The 20,210-nt window shown below is 59.6% G+C and carries 20 protein-coding genes and 1 pseudogene; 7 read left to right on the top strand and 14 right to left on the bottom strand.

The annotated features are described in order from the left end of the window. Window positions 1–47: 47 nt before the first annotated feature. On the top strand, window positions 48–953 hold the full coding sequence (locus tag AC0J41_RS21090; protein WP_473013524.1) for a LysR family transcriptional regulator: 906 nt from the start codon (window positions 48–50) through the stop codon (window positions 951–953). Window positions 954–1,008: 55 nt separating this feature from the next. Continuing rightward, window positions 1,009–1,410: a GNAT family N-acetyltransferase gene (locus AC0J41_RS21095; protein ID WP_473013525.1), complete on the top strand. Its 402-nt coding sequence runs from the start codon at window positions 1,009–1,011 to the stop codon at window positions 1,408–1,410. A gap of 10 nt (window positions 1,411–1,420) precedes the next feature. Here AC0J41_RS21095 and msrA read toward each other — a convergent pair whose 3' ends face one another. Genes msrA through msrB form a run of 3 tightly spaced genes read right to left on the bottom strand, consistent with a single transcriptional unit; the run spans window position 1,421 to window position 4,511 of the window. Continuing rightward, window positions 1,421–2,125 (bottom strand): peptide-methionine (S)-S-oxide reductase MsrA, encoded by a 705-nt coding sequence (msrA, locus tag AC0J41_RS21100; RefSeq protein WP_473013526.1) that lies wholly within the window; start codon window positions 2,123–2,125, stop codon window positions 1,421–1,423. Between the two features lie 15 nt (window positions 2,126–2,140). Further along, complete coding sequence (locus AC0J41_RS21105; protein ID WP_473013527.1) at window positions 2,141–3,949, bottom strand: cytochrome c biogenesis protein DipZ; 1,809 nt, start codon at window positions 3,947–3,949, stop codon at window positions 2,141–2,143. 43 nt (window positions 3,950–3,992) lie between these two features. Continuing rightward, a complete protein-coding gene (gene msrB, locus AC0J41_RS21110; RefSeq protein ID WP_473013528.1) occupies window positions 3,993–4,511 on the bottom strand; it encodes a peptide-methionine (R)-S-oxide reductase MsrB in 519 nt (172 codons plus the stop codon). 151 nt (window positions 4,512–4,662) lie between these two features. On the opposite strand from msrB, the gene AC0J41_RS21115 reads away from it, so the two are divergent. The 3 genes from AC0J41_RS21115 (at window position 4,663) to AC0J41_RS21125 (ending at window position 7,714) form a co-directional block, all read left to right on the top strand. Then, the gene (locus AC0J41_RS21115; protein ID WP_473013529.1) at window positions 4,663–5,373 is read left to right on the top strand and encodes a response regulator transcription factor; all 711 of its coding nucleotides are present in this window, start codon (window positions 4,663–4,665) and stop codon (window positions 5,371–5,373) included. Next, complete coding sequence (locus AC0J41_RS21120) at window positions 5,370–6,890, top strand: sensor histidine kinase (RefSeq protein ID WP_473013530.1); 1,521 nt, start codon at window positions 5,370–5,372, stop codon at window positions 6,888–6,890. Before AC0J41_RS21115 ends, AC0J41_RS21120 begins: the two co-directional genes overlap by 4 nt. 119 nt (window positions 6,891–7,009) lie before the next feature. Next, complete coding sequence (locus AC0J41_RS21125) at window positions 7,010–7,714, top strand: hypothetical protein (protein WP_473013531.1); 705 nt, start codon at window positions 7,010–7,012, stop codon at window positions 7,712–7,714. A gap of 68 nt (window positions 7,715–7,782) precedes the next feature. On the opposite strand, the gene AC0J41_RS21130 is transcribed toward AC0J41_RS21125, so the two are convergent. From AC0J41_RS21130 to hmpA, 11 genes and pseudogenes are all read right to left on the bottom strand, one after another. Continuing rightward, complete coding sequence (locus tag AC0J41_RS21130) at window positions 7,783–8,274, bottom strand: RidA family protein (protein ID WP_025109258.1); 492 nt, start codon at window positions 8,272–8,274, stop codon at window positions 7,783–7,785. Between the two features lie 198 nt (window positions 8,275–8,472). Further along, entirely contained in the window at window positions 8,473–8,787 is a 315-nt protein-coding gene (locus AC0J41_RS21135; protein WP_025109259.1) for a helix-turn-helix domain-containing protein, read from the bottom strand. Next, window positions 8,784–9,129: pseudogene (locus AC0J41_RS21140) on the bottom strand (toxin). Before AC0J41_RS21140 ends, AC0J41_RS21135 begins: the two are co-directional and overlap by 4 nt. 126 nt (window positions 9,130–9,255) lie before the next feature. Continuing rightward, the gene (gene cyoE, locus AC0J41_RS21145) at window positions 9,256–10,143 is read right to left on the bottom strand and encodes a heme o synthase (RefSeq protein ID WP_025109260.1); all 888 of its coding nucleotides are present in this window, start codon (window positions 10,141–10,143) and stop codon (window positions 9,256–9,258) included. A gap of 10 nt (window positions 10,144–10,153) precedes the next feature. Then, window positions 10,154–10,489 carry a cytochrome o ubiquinol oxidase subunit IV gene (gene cyoD, locus AC0J41_RS21150; protein WP_025109261.1) on the bottom strand — a complete coding sequence of 112 codons (336 nt, stop codon included), beginning with the start codon at window positions 10,487–10,489 and terminating at the stop codon, window positions 10,154–10,156. Continuing rightward, window positions 10,489–11,112 carry a cytochrome o ubiquinol oxidase subunit III gene (cyoC, locus tag AC0J41_RS21155; RefSeq protein WP_003227982.1) on the bottom strand — a complete coding sequence of 208 codons (624 nt, stop codon included), beginning with the start codon at window positions 11,110–11,112 and terminating at the stop codon, window positions 10,489–10,491. The genes cyoD and cyoC overlap by 1 nt, the downstream gene beginning before the upstream one ends. Window positions 11,113–11,115: 3 nt before the next feature. Then, window positions 11,116–13,143 carry a cytochrome o ubiquinol oxidase subunit I gene (cyoB, locus tag AC0J41_RS21160; protein WP_025109262.1) on the bottom strand — a complete coding sequence of 676 codons (2,028 nt, stop codon included), beginning with the start codon at window positions 13,141–13,143 and terminating at the stop codon, window positions 11,116–11,118. Between the two features lie 3 nt (window positions 13,144–13,146). Next, entirely contained in the window at window positions 13,147–14,088 is a 942-nt protein-coding gene (cyoA, locus tag AC0J41_RS21165) for a ubiquinol oxidase subunit II (protein ID WP_025109263.1), read from the bottom strand. 825 nt (window positions 14,089–14,913) lie between these two features. Then, the gene (locus tag AC0J41_RS21170; RefSeq protein ID WP_025109264.1) at window positions 14,914–15,423 is read right to left on the bottom strand and encodes a disulfide bond formation protein B; all 510 of its coding nucleotides are present in this window, start codon (window positions 15,421–15,423) and stop codon (window positions 14,914–14,916) included. A gap of 25 nt (window positions 15,424–15,448) precedes the next feature. Next, window positions 15,449–16,009: an ester cyclase gene (locus tag AC0J41_RS21175; protein WP_025109265.1), complete on the bottom strand. Its 561-nt coding sequence runs from the start codon at window positions 16,007–16,009 to the stop codon at window positions 15,449–15,451. A 218-nt stretch (window positions 16,010–16,227) separates the two neighbouring features. Then, the gene (hmpA, locus tag AC0J41_RS21180) at window positions 16,228–17,409 is read right to left on the bottom strand and encodes an NO-inducible flavohemoprotein (RefSeq protein ID WP_473013532.1); all 1,182 of its coding nucleotides are present in this window, start codon (window positions 17,407–17,409) and stop codon (window positions 16,228–16,230) included. 164 nt (window positions 17,410–17,573) lie between these two features. Between hmpA and norR the strand changes: the two genes are divergently transcribed. Continuing rightward, window positions 17,574–19,130 carry a nitric oxide reductase transcriptional regulator NorR gene (gene norR, locus AC0J41_RS21185; protein ID WP_473013533.1) on the top strand — a complete coding sequence of 519 codons (1,557 nt, stop codon included), beginning with the start codon at window positions 17,574–17,576 and terminating at the stop codon, window positions 19,128–19,130. A gap of 176 nt (window positions 19,131–19,306) precedes the next feature. Beyond that, the gene (locus AC0J41_RS21190) at window positions 19,307–20,209 is read left to right on the top strand and encodes a chemotaxis protein CheW (protein ID WP_473013534.1); all 903 of its coding nucleotides are present in this window, start codon (window positions 19,307–19,309) and stop codon (window positions 20,207–20,209) included. Window position 20,210: the final 1 nt, after the last annotated feature.

The following is a 20,210-nucleotide window of genomic DNA, read 5'->3' on the forward strand; positions in this document are numbered from 1 at the left end:
TGGATAAACTCGGCAGAACTTCAATCATTTAAAAGCAGAGCTTGATAATGGACCTGTTGCAGGCGATGAGCGTGTACGTGAAGGTGGTGGAAACCGGAAGCATGACGGCGGCCGCGCTGCAGTGCGAAATGTCCACGACCATGGTCGGCAATCACCTGCGCGCATTGGAGCAACGGCTCGGCGTACAGCTGCTGCAGCGCACCACCCGCCGGCAGCGGTTGACCGAATTCGGTAGCGTTTACTACCAGCGTTGCCTGGATGTATTGGGACTCGTGGCCGACTCCGAGCGCTTGGCCGAACAGGCCCTCGACGAGCCTCGCGGGCTGCTGCGCATCACCGCGCCGCTGACCTTTGGTGTCGAACGTCTGGCACCGGCGCTCAGCGAGTTTTCCCTGCAATACCCGCAGGTGAAAATGGATGTGGTGCTGACCAACCGCCGCCCGGATCTGCTGGAAAGTGGTCTCGACGTGGCGTTTCGGCTAGGGCATTTCGAGCAGTCGAACCTGATCGCCCGGCCGCTGATCGACTACACCCTGACCGTGTGCGCCTCCCCGGCCTACGTCGCCCGACGCGGCATGCCGATCACCCCGCAAGACCTGCAACAACACGATTGCCTGTCGTTCGCCTACCCCGCCGGCGACGACTGGCAATCGGTGGAAAAACGCTGGCGCCTCAGCGGCCCCGACGGCGAGATACTGGTGGATGTCAGCGGGCCGATGCTGATGAACACCTCCGCCGGCCTGCATCAGGCAGCACGCACCGGCATGGGCATCGTGATGCTGCCCGATGCGCTGGTGGAACAGGATCTGCGCGATGGCAAACTGGTGACAGTGATCCCCGATTACCAGCCCCCGAGTCGCCCGTTGCATCTGCTGTACGCCCCGGATCGTTATCGCTTGCCAAAGCTGCGGCGCTTCGTCGAGTTTGCGATGCAGACGTGGGGCCGGTCCTGACGCCGGTCGCGATCAACTACGCTCGAATAACTGCCACCAAGGACGCTGCCAGCCAATGAACAACATCACCGTACGTAATCTGTTGCCCGTAGAAGTGGAGCCAGTGCGGCAGTTTCTTGGGCAACACGGCTGGGGCCACCGAACAGGCTCCAGCGACCACTTCGCCCAACTCATCGAAAACTCGCAACGCACTGCCGTCGCGCTGAGCGGCAAGCAGATCATCGGCTTCGCCCGAGGCATCACCGATGGTTTGTCCAACGGCTATCTGTCGATGGTTGTGGTCGACGACCAGCATCGGCGCGCAGGCGTCGGCCGCGCGCTGGTCGAGCAGGTCATGGGCGACAACCCCGACATCACCTGGGTGCTGCGCGCCGGACGCGAAGGCGCGGAGGCGTTTTTTGCCAGTTTGGGGTTTGAAACATCGGTGATTGCCATGGAACGACCAAGGCTCAAGTAACGCGCCTGGATCACCCCCCGCTTTTCACCAACACCGGCTTCTCCTGATAACGCTGCGCAAACAACTGCTTCAACTGCGCGACCTTCGGCATATCGTTGATCACGATATACGGATAGGTTGGATGCTCGGTCAGGAAGTCCTGGTGGTAGTCCTCGGCCGGGTAGAAGCCGTTGTAGCTTTCCAGTTTCGTGACGATCGGTTGGCTGTAGGCATGTGCCGCATCGAGCTGGGTGATGTAGGCCTGCGCCACGCGTTGCTGGTCGGCGTTGACCGGGAACAGTGCCGAGCGGTATTGCGTGCCGCTGTCGGGGCCTTGGCGGTTGAGTTCGGTCGGGTTGTGGGCCACCGAGAAGTAGATCTGCAGCAGGCTGCCGTAGCTGACTTGCGTCGGGTCGAAGGTCACCTGCACCGACTCGGCATGCCCGGTGTCGCCTTCGCTGACCCGCTCGTATTGCGCCGTGTTCGCTGCCCCGCCGGCGTAACCGGAGACGGCTTTCTGCACACCTTTTACGTGTTGGAAAACCCCTTGCACGCCCCAGAAGCAACCACCGGCGAACACCGCGGTTTCACTGTGCGCCTGAGAGGTTTCGTCGAGGGTCGGCGGCGGAATGACTACCGCGTCCTCAGCCCCGAAGGAAAACGCCGAACACTGACCGATCACCCCGGCCAGCGCAACACCCAGCAACCCACACCGCCATTTGTTTTGAGTTTTCATGTTGCGCACTCCCGATCAGCCGAAGGTGAAGGCGTAGGCCGATACGCCCGGGTCAAGAAATTCGATGGTGAAGGTACGATCCTTCACCGCATCGGTTTGCCGCACCAGTTGGTACAGGCGCTGTTCAGTCACGCGGCCGCTGCCATCCGCAGCGACATCGACACCGTGGGCATCACCCGGCGCCTGTCCGTCAATCGACACTTTGAAACGCACCGGTTTGCCATCCGCGCCCGGCCCCAGCACCAGGTGCAGATCGCGGGCGTGGAAGCGGTAGACGATGCGACTGGCCGGCGCGCTGGCGGTGGCGCGCTCGGCACCGACGGCCCATTGGCCGCCGAGGCTCCAGTCATTCAGGGTCAGGTTGGCCGGTGGGTTATAGGTGGCGACCTTGTCAGGCACCAGGCTGGTTTGCGGTACGAAATGCTCCGCACGCTGGTAGCCGACATAGGTTTCCGGCGACAACACCTGATGCATGTCCGGCGCCAGTTGCACCCCTTGAGCGTCGGCGTTGATCAAGCCGTCAGTGACGCTTTTCGCCCCGGACTCACGCAACAACTGCTGGATGACCCGTTCCGATTCGGCGTAGTCGCCTTCGCCAAAATGGTGGTAACGAATGCGCCCCTGGGCGTCGGCAAAGTAGTGCGCCGGCCAGTACTCGTTGTTGAAGGCGCGCCAGATCTTGTAGTCGTTATCGATCGCCACTGGGTAGTTGATACCCAACTCTTTCATGGCTTTGGTGACGTTGCCCACGTCACGCTCGAAAGCGAATTCCGGGGCGTGCACGCCAATCACCACGAGGCCCTGATCGCGGTACTTTTCGGCCCAGGCTTTGACATACGGCAGCGTGCGCAGGCAGTTGATGCAGGAGTAGGTCCAGAAATCCACCAGCACCACTTTGCCCTTGAGTGCCTGGACGTCCAGCGGTGGCGAGTTGAGCCATTGCACGGCGCCATTGAGCGGCGGCAACTGGCCTTCGACCGGCAGCGTTCCCGGCACCTTGTCGGCGATTTTCATCAGCGCGCCCGTGGCCTTCATGCTGCCGTTAGCCGCGTCATCCGTTGCAGGAATCTGCGCCATCATTGTCCCGTTGCCCGCGGCAGATTTGCCAGAGAGCTTGCCGACCAACGCTTGTTCAATCCCGCCAGTGGAAGCCGTCGACAGCCGTGCCAGCAAACCGGTATCCAGGCCCAGTGCAATCGCCGCGACACCCGCGAGCATTGCCGCGCCCAAACCACGCCGGATCCACTCCCCGGTGCCGATCGAGCGCTTCATCAGCGCAAACACCTTACCGCCCAGTAAAAGCGCCGCGGCCAGTGAAGTCGCGGCGCCCGCCGCGTAGGCGAGCAACAACAGCGTGGTGGCGATGCTTGCCCCTTGCAACGCGGCGCCGGTCAGAATCAAGCCGAGAACAGGCCCGGCGCACGGTGCCCAGAGCAGCCCCGTGGCGACGCCGATCAGAAACGACGCGCCGGGACGCGGACGGTTGTCCTGCCCGGCGGCCTCGGACAAGCGGCTGCCGGCCGACACCAGCGGCCGGGTCAGGCGCTCGGCGAAGCGCGGCAGCAGCAGCGTCAGCCCGAACAGTGCAACGAACAGCAACGCGAGCCAGCGACCGTACTGATTGACTTGCACCACCCAACCGCCGCCCACCGCCGCCAACGTGGCGACGAGGGCGAAGGTCAGCGCCATCCCGGCCAATAGCGGCAAGCCACTCTTGATAAACGGCTGCCCGGTGCGAGCGAAGACAAAAGGCAGAACAGGCAGGATGCACGGACTGACGATCGTCAGCACACCGCCCAGATAAGCGAGAATCAAGAGCCACATGGCGTCGTCCTGTAGAAAGTGAAAATCGAATACGTGCCATGGCTCATGCCGCCACGGGCTTGAACGTCATCGCCAGGCCATTCATGCAATAGCGCAGGCCGGTGGGCTTCGGACCGTCGTCGAAGACATGCCCCAGATGCCCACCGCAGCGCCGACAGTGGACTTCATTGCGCGACATGCCGAAGGAACGGTCCTGACGCGTGGCCACCGCGTGTTCCAGCGGCGCCCAGAAACTCGGCCAGCCGGTGTGGCTGTCGAACTTGGTCGCCGATGAAAACAGCGCCAGCTCACAGCCCGCGCAGGCGAATGTGCCACCGCGATGCTCATCGTTGAGCGCGCTGGTGTAGGCCCGCTCGGTGCCTTCTTCACGCAGGATTGCGTATTGCTCGTCAGAAAGCAGTGCATGCCATTCGTTGTCGCTGTGGGTGACCTCAAACACCTCATCGGCATGGGCTTGATCAATCAGCGCGATGCCAGAGGAAAATTTTGGCAATACACCCGCCACCAGGGCTGCAACCCCCAGCCCGCCGCTCGCTACGAGAATCTGTCGCCGTGAAAACATGGCCGTCTCCTAAAATTCCAGGTGCCTGTCATGGAACACAGCCTAGGCTTGGGTTGATCGCCAAATCCTCACGGGAAGTTAACGAATTCGTGATAACTCACCCCGAGGAAAAGTCGCACAATGCGCTCACTGCGCCGAAGGATTGAGCTTGATGGAACCGACCAGACGCATCCTCGTGGTCGAGGATGACCAACACATCGCCGACCTGATTTGCCTGCACCTGCGCGATGAGCATTACGACGTCGTGCACTGCGCCGACGGCGACGAAGGCATGCGCCTGTTGCAACAGGGACAATGGGATGCGCTGATCCTCGACCTCATGCTGCCGGGGGTCGACGGCCTGGAAATCTGTCGCCGCGCCCGGGCGATGGCGCGCTACACGCCGATCATCATCACCAGCGCACGCTCCAGCGAACTGCACCGCATCCTGGGGCTGGAGCTGGGTGCCGACGACTACCTGGCCAAACCGTTTTCGATGCTCGAACTGGTAGCCCGGGTCAAAGCCCTGTTGCGCCGCGTCGACGCCATGGCGCGCAACCTGAAAATGGACGCCGGCAGCCTGAGCCTCGAGGGTCTGAGCATCGACCCGATCACCCGCGACGTCGCCCTCAATGGCACCCGTCTGGACCTCACGCCGAGGGAATTCGACCTGCTGTATTTCTTCGCCCGGCAACCGGGCAAGGTGTTCTCGCGCATGGACCTGCTCAATGCGGTGTGGGGTTACAGCCATGAAGGTTACGAGCACACGGTGAACACCCACATCAATCGCCTGCGGGCGAAAATCGAAAGCGATCCGGCTCAACCGACCCGCATCCTCACCGTGTGGGGTCGTGGCTACAAATTCGGCACGGAACAACCATGAAACTGACCCTGTCGCAGCGCCTGTCGCTGGTGTTCGCCGTGTTGCTGCTGGTGTGCTGCGGCACCTCGGCATGGCTGCAGGTGCGCTCCAGCCAGATGCATGAACTGGAAGTCGTGCAAGGCCTGTCGCGGGATCTGGCACAGCACATCGCCCATGACACGGTGCTGATGGACAGCAACGGCCTGATGCCCGGTGCCGTGCACGAGTTGTTCGGCAAGTTGATGCTGGTCAACCCGAGCGTCGAGGTGTATCTGCTCGACACCGAAGGGCGGATTGTCGGCAATGCCGCCCCCGAAGGCCGGTTGCGGCGCGAGAAGGTAGACCTCGCTCCGGTTCAGCGCCTGCTCGCCGATCAGCCGTTGCCGATCCTCGGTGATGACCCACGCAGCATCGACGGCCGCAAGGTGTTCAGCGCCGCGCCATTGAAGGTCAATGGCAAACCGGCCGGCTATCTGTACGTGGTGCTGCTCAGTGAAGAACACGATCGTTTCGCCGAACGCGGTGCGACCAGTGCCGCGCTCAACACGGCATTGTTGTCGATCGGTCTGGTCGCGCTGCTGTGCCTGATCGCTGGCCTCACGGCATTCAACCTGATCACCCGGCCATTACGCCGACTGACCGACACCGTCAGCCGTTTCGACATCGACGGCGCGCCGCAATCTGCGCCTGTTGCACCAACGGCTGTGGATAAAAGCGCTGACCCGGATGAAATTGCCGTGCTCGACGCCGCCTTCCGGCAGATGCAAAACCGCCTCGGTGAACAGTGGCGCTCGCTGACCCGCCAGGATCAGGAACGCCGCGAGCTTGTGGCGAACATCTCCCATGACCTGCGCACGCCGTTGGCCTCGCTGCACGGATACCTGGAAACCCTGTCGCTCAAGGACGCCACGCTCACACCCGAAGAACGCCGCCGCTATCTGGGCATCGCGCTGGATCAAAGCCGCAAGGTCGGCGGGTTGGCGCAATCGCTGCTGGAGCTGGTACGCCTTGAACACGGTTTTGTACAGCCGGTGCTGGAGCGTTTCTCCCTGATCGATCTGCTACAGGACATCTTCCAGAAGTTCGAACTGGCCGCCGAAGCCCGCCACGTTGAACTCAAGGCTGGCTTCGTGCCGAACCTGCCGACGGTCTGCGCCGACCTCGGCCTGATCGAACGGGTGCTGACCAACCTGGTGGACAACGCCCTGCGCCATACGCCTCAGGGCGGCGAAATCGAACTTGATTTGAAACCCCATGGCGCATTGGTTGAGGTCACGGTCAGTGACACCGGCCCCGGCATCGCACCCGAGTTACGCGAAGGCCTGTTCCTGCGTCCGTTCAATATCGGCGGAGCGCGGCGCGATGGTGGCCTGGGGCTGCGCATCGTGCACCGCATCCTGCAACTGCACGGACGCGAGATTCAGTTGCTGGATGTTCCGGGGCGCGGCGCGACTTTTCGCTTCTCGCTGCCGACCGATCCGCAAACCGCCGAACAGTGGATGATGCGCTCGATGAATTCGGACACGCCGGGCAAATAATCCGCACCGCCGGCCTGTTGCTCCGTGACAACACCGCCGCGCTCCCCTAAATTAACCGGCCTGAAAAAGACCTCGCGCTTTCTCATCTCCACTCAAGTTAAAAAAGTAGTGAAATTTCAATGTCCGATTTCAACACCGCTGAATCCGTAGTCACCGAATCGTCCAAAGCGGAATACGAAAACTCCATCAATCTTTCACAACACCTTCCACAAGCCAAAATCATCAGCGAGATGGTGCTGGACGCCTTCCAGTCGACCCGCGAAAGCGACCAGATCCGTGAGCTGCGCGCCGCGATCCGTCAAGCGCACGACCGCTTCGATGACGACAAGGCCTACGAGCTGATGGGCGAACTCAAGGCTCTGAAAGACGCCGAAGCTGCCGACATCGCCGCGCTGGAAGACCTGAGCAGCAAGTTCTCGATCGGCCGCATCCTGTCCAGCTTCAAGGACGATCCGGCGTTCCAGGAAATCGTCTACGGCCTGGCCCTCAAAGTGCTGAACCAGACCCACCAGGCGATCAGCAACCCGAGCGGCGGCAAGAGCAAAGCGGCCCGCGCCAAGAAAGAAGTCGAAATCTTCACCATCAGCAAGGACGGCAGCAGCGTGACCCTGCCCCTGCGCACTCCTCGTTCGCGCTTGAGCGTTGACCGTGAAGCGCTGGAGTTCCTCGGTTTCACCTTCGTCGGTGAGGGCGAAGAAGCCGAGCTGGAAAGCGATACCTTCGTCGACAACGCCGGCACCGAGCAGGCTGTAAATCGCAAGAACATCATCACCGCCCTGCAACAGCAGACCGCGTTCGATGGCTACAGCATCGCCGCGCAGTAAGCCCCGCACAGACGAAAAAGCCCCGCTCTGAGATTCAGGCGGGGCTTTTTGTCGGGCAACGCGGGGAGTCAGGCCTCCGCGTGCACTGCGGCGATCATGTCGACCTCAATTGCCGCGTTCTTCGGCAACTGATACACGCCAACCGTGGTACGAGTGTGCCGGCCGGCATCGCCAAGCACATGACTGAAGACGTCCGATGCGCCGTTGGCCACTTCACTCAGGTCGACAAAGTCCGGGGTGGACTTCACATACACCGTGACCCGCAATAACGCCCGGATCTTGTCCAGCGAACCCACCGCATCGACGATCAGCGCCAGGCAGCGCATGGCGCTGATGCTCGCAGCGGCCTGGGCATCCTTGAGCGTCAGTTCCAGCCCTACACGACCCGGATACACAATCCTGCCATTGACCCTCGGCACCATGCCGCTGACGTACAACTCATCGCGATGGCGGATCAGCGGCGCGTAATTGCCGCCGGCGGTGTTCTCGCCATAGATGTCGTAGTTCAGCTCTTGTGCCAGGGCAATGAAGCGTTCATCACAGGTCATCCTCTCAGTCATTTCGCCCAGCCTTTTGATCGATGCATGAAGTATCGCGGAGTAAAACAGTTGAGCGCCGGGGGAATGGCATGGCGCTATCACTGAAGGTTGGATCCAAATCTAGGAGGTTTGCGGCAATATCGCAACCTGTCGCCCTGAACGACAAGCCCCGCGACTCTTTAGAATCGCGGGGCTTAAGGATGTATATCAACGAACAATCTAAACAGCCCCTAACCGCTCAACCATATCAGGGAATTTCTCCACCAAGCGGATCAACAATGCCGCCTGAGCATTGGGCTTTGACTTTTCCTGTTCCCAATTTCTCAATGTGCTTGGGCTGGTCCTGATTCGCTTTGCAAATACCGCTTGTGACATGTGCAATTTTTCACGCAGAGCAACGATCTCTTTAGCACCAACCTCGGGAACCGGCTTGTCCTCGACGACTGTATTGCGCAACGTAATTTTACCTTCGCGATGGGCGGCCATCTCTTCAACGCCCTGCATCAATTCCGCAAACAGGTCGCGCTTTTTCATGGGGTACCTCGTTTTTTCAACTCTATTTCAATGGCTTTTTTGAGCGCTTTCTCTTGCTCGGCGGACAGATTCTCAAGCTCATCTTTGTCATAAATCGCAAACATCCAAAACTGACGATCATTCATAAGCCAATAGTAGATAACCCGCAAGCCGCCTCGTCGGCCTTTGCCACGTCGGGCATCAGACCAGCGTAATTTTCGGAAGCCACCCGTTCACGGCATTACGTCGCCCGCCACTGAATTGCACTGCAGATAGCACTGCAACTCCCCGATACTCATCGTCCGTCAGATAACGACCAACGCTCGCGGTAAATACTGTGGTTTCAAAAAATACGGTTCGCATTGGCGAAATATAGGCAACTTGCCTATAGCCAGACTATCAACAAATTCGATTTTTGATAAACACTCGATCAACAAAAAACCCCGCACATCTCTCAATGTGCGGGGTTTTTCTTGAAGCCATCAAGCCTTACGGCGCGTACGTCAGCAGCAACTCTGCCGGCACCTTGAAGTCCAGGGACATCATGACGCTCAGTGCGGTGATGGTGAAGATCGAGAACACGAACAGCTTGCGTGCCCAGACCGTGTCATCCACCGCCTTGTAGCCGGTCCAGGCCATGTACAACCAGTACATGCCCATGGCCGCGGCAACGGCGAGGTAGCTCATGCCGGCGTAACCGCTGAAAGTCAGCATCAAGGTCGCCACGAGGAACGCCAGGATGTAGAGCAGGATGTGCTTCTTGGCCACTTTGATTCCGCGCTTGACTGGCAGCACCGGAATCGATGCGGCCAGGTAGTCGTTGAAGCGGAAGATCGCGATGGCATAGGAATGCGGCATCTGCCACAGGCTGAACATCACCAGCAGGGTCAGTGCGGCCATGTCGAAGCTGTTGGTTACGGCAACGTAACCGATCACTGGCGGCATGGCGCCCGACAGACTGCCCACCAGCGTGCCGTGAACCGACTTGCGCTTGAGGTACAGGCTGTAGAAGCCGACGTAGATGATGAAGCCGATTACCGCGAACAGGGCGGCCAACGGGTTGGCCACCTTGTACAACAGTGCAACGCCGAGAACACCAAGGATGGTCGCGTAGACCAGGGCCAGTTTCAGGGAGATCAAGCCCTGCACCAGCACCCGGTTCTTGGTGCGTTCCATCTTCAGGTCGATGTCGCGGTCGATGCAGTTGTTGAACACGCAACCGGAGGCCACGACCAGGGAAGTGCCGATCATGGCGGCCAGGAACACCGCCAGATCTACATGCCCTTTCGAGGCCAGGAAGAACCCGCCTGCCACAGAAAGCACGTTACCGAAAATGATCCCCGGTTTGGTGATTTGGATAAAGTGCTTGAGCGACATCGGGTCTACCTCACTTCGCCATCATGTACGTGTGGATGCTGAACATGATCCACAGCGACAGGCCAACCAGCAGCAGGATCACGATGGCCGTAAAGACAAACGCGATCACGTTGTTACGCTGCGCCACGGAGCGGTCCAGGTGCAGGAAGTAGTACAGGTGAACGATCACCTGGATTACCGCGAACAGCAGGACGATTGCCAGCGTGGTCGACTTCGGCAAGGTCGGGAACATCACCAGGCCGAACGGGATGACGGTCAGGATCACCGACAGGATGAAGCCAATGGCGTACGACTTTACGCTGCCGTGGCCAGCATCATGGCTGTCATGGGAGTGTGCATTAGCCATTACAGAGTCCCCATCAGGTAAACAACGGTGAATACGCAGATCCACACCACGTCCAGGAAGTGCCAGAACAGGCTCAGGCAGCTCAGACGGGTCTTGTTGGTCGCCGTCAGGCCGTGCTTGTTGACCTGGTACATCATGATGCCCATCCAGATCAGACCTGCGGACACGTGCAGACCGTGGGTACCGACCAGGGTGAAGAACGCCGACAGGAAGCCCGAACGGCTAGGACCGAAGCCCTCGGAGATCAGCAGGTGGAACTCGTTGATCTCCATGGCGATGAAGCCTGCGCCGAGCAGGAAGGTCATGAACAACCAGCCCAGGACCTGCTGCTTTTTACCTTTGTACAACGCCAGCATGGCGAAGCCGTAGGTGATCGAGCTGAACAACAGCAGAGCGGTTTCGCCCAGCACGTATGGCAGTTCGAAGATGTCGTGGCCCGATGGGCCACCGGCAACGTTGTTTACCAGTACTGCGTACACCGCGAAGATCGACGCAAACAGAATGCAGTCGGTCATCAGGTAGAGCCAGAAACCGTATACGGTCATCTCGCCCGAGTCGTGGTGATGGTCATCGTGCCCATGGTCACCATGGGCGTGTCCAACATTGGTCACTAAGTTCGACATGGTTTAAGCCTGTTCCAACGAGGTTACACGGGTGGCATCAGCCGGGATTTTCCCTGCCGCGACCAGACGCTTGTGCTGCTCGGCTTCGATGCGCTCGATCGTTTCAACCGGAACCATATAGCCCTGGTCGTCACGTGCGGCGTGGATCACGAAGTAGATGACAGTGCCGGCCAGGCTGGCGATCGCCAACCACCAGATGTGCCAGATCATCGCGAAACCGAAGACGGTCAGCAGTGCGCCCATGACCACACCGGTAGCGGTGTTGTTCGGCATGTGGATCGGCTCGTACTTGGCCGGAGTCTGGTACGCGGTACCGTTTTCCTTGGCTTCGGTGAACGGGTCGATGCAGTCAGCCTTAGGCAGCACAGCGAAGTTGTAGAACGGAGGTGGCGACGAGGTCGACCATTCCAGAGTGTGCGCATTCCACGGGTCACCGTGATCGCAAACGTTCTCTGGCTTCTTGCGGTCGCGCACACTGACGTACAGCTGGATCAGTTGGCAGGCGATACCGGCAGCGATCATCACCGCACCGAACATGGCAACGTACAGGTACGGTACCCACTCAGGGTTGGTGGTGGCGTTCAGACGACGGGTCATGCCCATGAAGCCCAGTGCATAGAGCGGCATGAACGCAACGAAGAAGCCCGAGATCCAGAACCAGAACGCTGCTTTACCCCAGCCTTCGTGCAGCTTGAAACCGAACGCTTTCGGGAAGTAGAAGCCGAAACCTGCGATGTAGCCGAATACTGCGCCGCCGATGATCACGTTGTGGAAGTGCGCGATCACGAACAGGCTGTTGTGCAGAACGAAGTCAGCACCCGGGATGGCCAGCAGTACGCCGGTCATGCCGCCGATGGCGAAGGTCACCATGAAGCCCAGGGTCCACAGAACCTGGCTGGTGAAGCGCAGACGGCCCTGGTAGATGGTGAACAGCCAGTTGAATAGCTTCACACCCGTCGGGATGGAAATCAGCATCGTCGCCAGACCGAAGAAGGCGTTGACGCTGGCACCCGAACCCATGGTGAAGAAGTGGTGCAGCCAAACCATGAAGCCCAGTACCGAGATCGCGCCCGAGGCGTAGATCATCGAGTGATGGCCGAACAGTTTCTTGCCGGTGAACGCCGAGATCACTTCCGAGAAGATGCCGAATGCCGGCAGGATCAGGATGTAAACCTCAGGGTGGCCCCACGCCCAGAACAGGTTGACGTACATCATTGGATTGCCACCAAGTTCATTGGTGAAAATGTGGAAATCCATGTAACGGTCAAGGGTCAGCAGTGCCAGGGTAGCGGTCAGGATCGGGAACGAAGCCACGATCAGAACGTTTGCCCAGGTGCAGGTCCAGGTGAAGATCGGCATGTCCATCAGTTTCATGCCAGGGGTACGCATTTTCAGCACGGTCGCGAGGAAGTTAACCCCCGTCAGCGTCGTACCTAACCCGGATAGCTGTAGCGCCCAGATGTAGTAGTCCATACCCACGCCAGGACTGTATTGCAGACCCGACAGCGGCGGATAGGCAACCCAACCGGTCTTGGCGAATTCGCCGACGCCCAGGGACAGGTTGATCAGCACAACGCCGGATACCAGCAGCCAGAAGCTCAGGGAGTTCAGGAACGGGAACGCAACGTCACGCGCGCCGATCTGCAGCGGCACTGCAAGGTTCATCAGGCCGGTGAAGAATGGCATCGCCATGAAGATGATCATGATCACACCGTGAGCGGTGAAGATCTGGTCATAGTGTTCAGGTGGCAGGTAGCCAGGCGAACCTTCGGTGGCCATGGCCAACTGGGTACGCATCATGATGGCGTCGGCAAAACCGCGCAGCAGCATGACCATGGCGACGATGATGTACATCACGCCGATTTTCTTGTGGTCGACCGACGTCAGCCACTCGGTCCACAAATAGGTCCACTTCTTGAAGTAGGTGATTGCAGCGAACAACGCCAGACCACCGAGCGCGATCATGGAGATGGTAATCATCACAATCGGTTCGTGGAACGGGATCGCTTCCCAACTTAATTTACCAAACATCGTTTACTCCTCTGCACCGGCAGCTGAATGCGAACTCGAGTCCACTTCCGTGGCCGCCACTTCTTTCTCTTTCTTCTCGTGCTTCAGCGGCTTGCCCGGCTTCATACCTTCGTACTTGTCGACGATGATCTGGAACTGGTTCGGCGTGACCGAGGAGTAGAGCTCGACTGGGTTGTTCTGGCTCGGCTTGGCAAGGGCTGCGTATTCAGCTTGATCAAGCTGTTTAGGTGACTTCTTGACTTCACTTACCCAGGCGTCGAAATCTTCCTGGGAAGTTGCGATCGCTTTGAATTTCATACCGGTGAAACCGGCACCGCTGTAGTTGGCGGAGATACCGTCCATTTCAGCGTTGCGGTCAGCGATCAGGTGCAGTTTGGTCTGCATGCCCGCCATCGCGTAGATCTGGCCGCCCAGGCCCGGGATGAAGAACGAGTTCATCACGGCGTCGGAGGTGATCTTGAAGTTGATTGGCGTGTGCGCCGGGAACACGATCTTGTTGACCGTGGCAATGCCTTGTTCCGGGTAGATGAACAGCCACTTCCAGTCCAGCGCGACCACTTCGATGGTCACCGGCTTGACGTCAGACTCGATCGGACGATACGGGTCCAGCTTGTGGGTCGAAATGTAGGTGATGTAACCCAGGGCAATGATGATCAGGACCGGGATGGTCCAGACTGCCACTTCGATTTTGGTCGAGTGCGACCATTTCGGGGTGTAGACGGCATCCTTGTTGGACGCGCGGTACTTCCAGGCGAACAGGAAGGTCATGACGATAACCGGCACAACGACCAACAGCATCAGCAGCGTGGCGGTGATGATCAGGTTGCGCTGTTCCAGGCCGACCTGGCCCGTTGGATTGAGCAGGGTCATGTTGCAGCCTCCCAGCAACAACGTGCCGAGCAGCGGCACTAGGCCTAGTAATCTGGGGTACCTGTTTTTACTCATCTCACGACCTCTAAAGCAGCTTGCGCAATGCAGTTGGGTTTTGATCGCCAACACTTCACCCTGCCAAGGGTTGGCATTTTCTTTGGATTGAATAAGGGCCGCCCGTCGCGCGTCAGACGCTCGACAAAACCTGGGACAGCGGTCAGTTCTTATTCGAATTCGTGGTCAAAGGCCTTGTTACAGACCAATTCCATTTGGTGCGGAAAGTTGGAAGGCACCGACACCTGGGTGTCTTGAAAGCCTTTCGACTCACTCGACACCCGACTTCCTGCTCGCCTCCTTAATAAAGGCTGAACAGTGCCGGGAATTCAGTGCGGGCGATTGTAGATAGGTAGCGCCCTATACACCATGTCTTATCCCGAAATAATTTTTATCGCCCAGAGCAACAATCCATCACCGTTTTTGCAAAAGCTCCGCATGTTATCGAAATCAATTCTCAACAAAAACACCAAAAAATGTAGGTCTATCCACCTCAGTTCAGACAGCTCTGAGCGATTTTTCCCAGCGCCGAATCGGCGCAAACCCCGATATTCCAAGGCCTCTGGCCATCTGCCAGAGCTTGTTAAAACTGCCTGATCTGGCACACGCGTGCAAAACCAGAAAAATGCCGAAACAGACCAATCCTTTTTTGTAACAACGCAGCGATCCGTGTCGGCGAAATGCCCTGCGACAGGGCGCGTGTGACAACATGTCGCACACCTGTCGCACTCTCCGTTGCCGTTCGTCACGGTGATTTCACACACACTCTGAAATGCCAAACGCCCCGATCGGCTGATCCGCAAATCGGGGCGTTTTCTGTATCGGCCAATCAGCCGAAGAGTTGATTCAGCGCAGTGCTTTTCGGTTACGCGAGGTCAATAGCGGCACCAGGATCACCACCAGCACGAAGGCCACCAGTGCCCATTGCGCCAGCGACAGACCGAGAATCGGCGGGTACGGCGTCGAGCAGAAACCGTCGACCTGGAAGCCCAGCGGGAAAATCTTCGCCAGCGGCAGGTCGTCGACAATTGGCTGCAACACATCGATGCCGCAGCTCACCGCCGGATAGAACTGGGTGTACACATGATGCCCGGCGACACCGGCGCCGGCGATCGCACAGATCACCACCAGCACTTCGAACACCGTGATGCTGCGTCGAGTGCGCATGGCCGCGCCAATAAAGGCGAACAGCGCGATCAGCAGCAATGCATAACGCTGCAGGATGCACAGCGGGCATGGCGCCTCGCCCAGCACGATCTGCATGTACAGCGCGCCACCAATCAACGCCAGGCAAATGATGCCCAGCAGCACCAGAAAGCGCCGCTCACGTCCCAGTCGAATCGTTTCCTCGCTCATCGCGTTTCCCTTGTATGTCCATGGTTCAGCTGGCCGGCGGCTGCGCTTGCAGTTGCGCCATCAGGCTGATGTTGTCTTCGATATGCCAATTGGCCGCGATGCGACCGTTGTCGATCTGATAAATATCGGTTGCCCGGAAGTCTACACGCTGGCCCTGCCCTTTGAGAGCCTTGAACGTACCGCTGAAGTGCCCGCGAAAGTGCAGATGCACCACCACGCGATCACCGGCGACGATCATCTGCTCGATCTCGCAGCTCAGGTCCGGCACCGCCGTGCGAAAGAACTTCGACGCCAGCAACGGCCCGGTCGGCCCCTGCACCCGACCTTCGGGCGGTGTCTTGTCGACAAACTGCGGCGACAAGGCTGCCGTGGCCAAGGCCTCTTCTCCGCTGTTCCAGAAACTGCCATAACGCCGCGCCGCCAGTTCCATGGCTTCACGTTGTACCTTGGGCAGGCTTTGATCGACGATCAGGCTCTGCGGTGTGATCAAGGCTGATTCGGCGAAGGCAACAGGACTGGCCAGCAACGCAGCCGACAGACCCAGCGTTACCAGGCTCAAACGAGAAGAGAAGATGATGTGCGACATGGGGGCGATCCTGATCAGTTGAACGAACGAGCGCCTATCATCAGCATCGGGGAATAAACGATAAACCGGTTAAGAAACGATTAACCTTTAAACAGAATTTAAGAATCAGCACCGTATAACGGCCTTCGCGAGCAGGCTCGCTCCCACAGGATCTGCGTTCGACGCCAATCCAATGTGGGAGCGAGCCTGCTCGCGAATGAAGGCAACTCGGTGCTGGATTATTCCAGGGCAGAAGCCGGCCCAAAGAACTCATAACGACTCTGCTTCTCCGGCACGCCCAGTGCTTTCAAATGGCGCTTGATCGCCCCCATGAAGCCCTTCGGCCCTAAGAAGTAAGCGTCGACGTCACGCTGCGCCGGCAACCACTCGCCGAGCAACTCCTGACTCAACATCCCGACCTTGTCCGCCGCCGGGCTTACGCCGTCGTCTTCGGCGTAGCAATAGAAGCGCTTGAGTTGCGGATGACGCGCGGCCAAGCCATCGATCCAGTCGCGGAACGCATGCACGCTGCCGTTACGCGCGCAGTGGATAAAGTGCACCGGGCGCTCGGTTTCCAGTGCCGCTTCGAGCATCGCCAGGGTCGGGGTGATGCCAACACCACCGCTGATCAGCACCAGCGGTTTGTCACTGGCGGTCAGGGTGAACTCGCCCGATGGCGGGAACAACAGAATGCTCGCCCCGACATGCAGTTGATCATGCAAGTGGTTGGACGCACGACCACCCGGTTCGCGTTTGACGCTGATGCGGTACTGACCGTTATTGGCCAACGCCGACAGCGAGTAGTTGCGACGGACTTCTTCGCCGTCGAGGACCAGTTTCATGCCGATGTACTGACCCGGCTCTGCGGCCAGGATCGGACCTTTATCCGCCGGCTCGAAGTAGAACGAGATGATCTCGGCGCTCTCTTCGACCTTGGCCGCAACGATAAACTCCCGCGCCCCGCGCCAGCCGCCGACCGCCTGCTCTTTCTGGTCATAGATCGCGGTTTCAGCGCCGATCAGGATATCGGCCAGTTGCCCGTAAGCGGCGCCCCACGCGCTCATCACTTGCGGTGTGGCGATCTCGTCGCCGAGCACTTCGGAGATGGCACGCAGCAGGCACGAACCGACAATCGGGTAATGCTCCGGCAGGATCTGCAGGGCCACGTGCTTGTTGATGATCTTCGCCACCAGATCGCCCAACTGGTCGAGCTGATCAATGTGCCGGGCGTACGTCAGCACGCCATTGGCCAGGGCGCGCGGCTGGTCGCCACTGGCTTGGTGCGCCTGATTGAACAGCGGGCGAACTTCAGGGTATTCAGAGAGCATCATGCGATAGAAGTGGGTGATCAGCGCTTCACCGCCGCTTTCCAGCAGGGGAACGGTGGATTTGACGATGGCACGATCCTGGACGCTAAGCATAAGGTTGACTCCTGAGCTTCTTTGAAAAGTTGCCTTAGGCTTATCAGTTTTCGTGCCAATTAATTTATCCTTATAAATCAATGATATGAAATTAATGTAGTCATAATGACGCAAGCAGCCTTATAGTCATCTCGACTACATCTTGTCTCTTTGACTACAAAACCATGACCGCCAAATCCCTGCTGACCGCTCTACTGCCGCTGGTCGCCGACCTGTCCCGCGAACTGCCCGAAGGCGAGCGCTACCGCCGCCTGCTCGACGCCATGCGCGCCCTGCTGCCGTGCGACGCCGCCGCGTTGCTGCGTCTGGACGGCGAATGGTTGGTGCCGCTGGCGGTGGACGGCTTGAGCACCGACACCCTCGGCCGGCGCTTCAAGGTCAGTGACCACCCACGTTTCGAGATCCTGCTGGAGGGCGCCGGGCCGACCCGGTTCGCTGCCGACAGTGACTTGCCTGACCCTTACGATGGATTGGTTGACGGCCAGGGCGATCATCTTGAAGTGCACGACTGCCTCGGTTGCCCGCTGTTCGTCGATGAAAAACTCTGGGGCCTGATCACCCTTGACGCCCTCGACCCGGAGCGTTTCGAGCCGATCGAGCTTGATGCCCTGCAAGCTTTCGCCAGCCTCGCCTCGGCCACGGTCAACGCTGCCGAGCGCATCGAACGCCTGGCATTGCGCGCCGAGGACGAGCATCAGCGCGCCGAGGTCTACCGTCAGGCCAGCGGCCAGCAGCAACGCGAAATGATCGGCCAGAGCAAAGCGCACAAACGTCTGGTGGAAGAAATCAACCTGGTCGGCGGCAGCGACCTGACCGTGCTGATCACCGGCGAAACCGGAGTCGGCAAGGAGCTGGTGGCGCAGGCGATCCACGCGGCCTCCCCGCGCGCCGACAAACCGATCATCAGCCTCAACTGCGCCGCGCTGCCCGACACCTTGGTCGAGAGCGAACTGTTCGGCCATGTGCGCGGCGCCTTTACCGGCGCCACCAGCGACCGGCGCGGCAAGTTCGAACTGGCCAATGGCGGCACGCTGTTTCTCGATGAAGTCGGCGAACTGTCGCTGACTGTGCAAGCCAAGTTGCTGCGGGTGCTGCAGAGTGGCCAGTTGCAACGGCTCGGCTCGGACAAGGAGCATCAGGTCGACGTTCGTCTGATCGCCGCGACCAACCGCGATCTGGCCGAAGAAGTGCGCAGCGGCCGCTACCGCGCCGACTTCTATCACCGTTTGAGCGTGTACCCGCTGCGAGTCCCGGCGCTACGCGATCGCGGGCGCGACGTGTTGCTGCTCAGCGGCTTCTTTCTGGAACAGAACCGCTCACGCATGGGCCTCAACAGCCTGCGCCTGAGCAGCGACGCTCAGGAGGCGCTGCTCGCCTACACTTGGCCGGGCAACGTGCGTGAATTGGAGCACCTGATTGGCCGCAGCGCACTGAAGGCGCTGGGCAACTGCAAGGTGCGGCCGAAGATTCTCAGCCTGAATGCGGCAGATCTGGATTTACCGCGCGAGGTTGTGGATAACTCGCCCGCGCCTTTCACTGACTTGAATACCGCGCCATTGCCGATCGGCGACCTGCGCAGTGCGACCGAGCAATATCAGCGGCAGTTGATCAGTGCAGCCCTGGCGCGCCATCAGGATAACTGGGCAAGTGCGGCGCGGGAGTTGGGGCTGGATCGGGCGAATCTTGGGCGGATGGCGAAACGGCTGGGCATAAAAAGCTAAAAGCACCCTCTCCCGGAAGGAGAGGGCTGGGCGGGCGGCGCTCCGATGAGGGGCTTTGGATCTGACGCCACCCGACAACGGACCTAAAGCCCAACCTTTTGACGCCGATAACCCGGCATCAATAGTTTCTGGCGATTTGCACCCTCGCCCATCACCTTTTTCCACAGAAGGTTTATATGTCTTCCACCAAAGCCCGCGCAGATTCACTTTCGCTTCTGCTGTTTACCTTGCGCAGCGGCAAGCTGATGGCGATCAACCTGCTGAAAGTCAGTGAAATCATCCCCTGCCCGCCGCTGACCAAGCTGCCGGAGTCGCACCCGCACGTCAAAGGCATCGCCACCCTGCGCGGCGCGTCGCTGTCGGTGATCGACCTCAGTCGCGCCATCGGCGAACGGCCGCTGGAAGACCCGAACGGCGGCTGCCTGATCGTCACCGACGTCAGCCGTTCGAAGCAGGGTCTGCACGTGCAGGCCGTGAGCAAAATCGTCCATTGCCTGACTACCGACATCAAACCACCGCCGTTCGGCTCCGGCGGTTCACGCGCCTACATCACCGGCGTGACCTCGGTTGACGGCACGCTGGTGCAAGTGCTCGACATCGAGAAAGTCATCCACAGCATCGCCCCGGCGCAGATCGAAATGGCCCCGACCGATCTGAGCATGGAAGACGCCGAAGTAATGGGCAATGCGCGGATTCTGGTGGTCGACGACAGCCAGGTGGCGTTGCAGCAATCGGTGCACACCCTGCGCAATCTCGGCCTGCAGTGCCACACCGCGCGCAGTGCCAAGGAAGCCATCGATTGCCTGCTCGATCTGCAAGGCACCGCGCAGCAGATCAACCTGATCGTCTCCGACATCGAAATGTCCGAGATGGACGGCTACGCCTTCACCCGCACCCTGCGCGAGACCCCGGACTTCGCTCACCTCTACGTGTTGCTGCACACCTCGCTCGACAGTGCGATGAACAGCGAAAAAGCCCGCCTGGCCGGCGCCAATGCGGTGCTGACCAAGTTCTCTTCGCCAGAGCTGACCCAGCGTCTGATCGAAGCGGCCAAACACGTCGCGGCCAACGGTCACTGAG

The sequence above is a fragment of the Pseudomonas sp. Arb-4-2C genome (assembly GCF_055755015.1).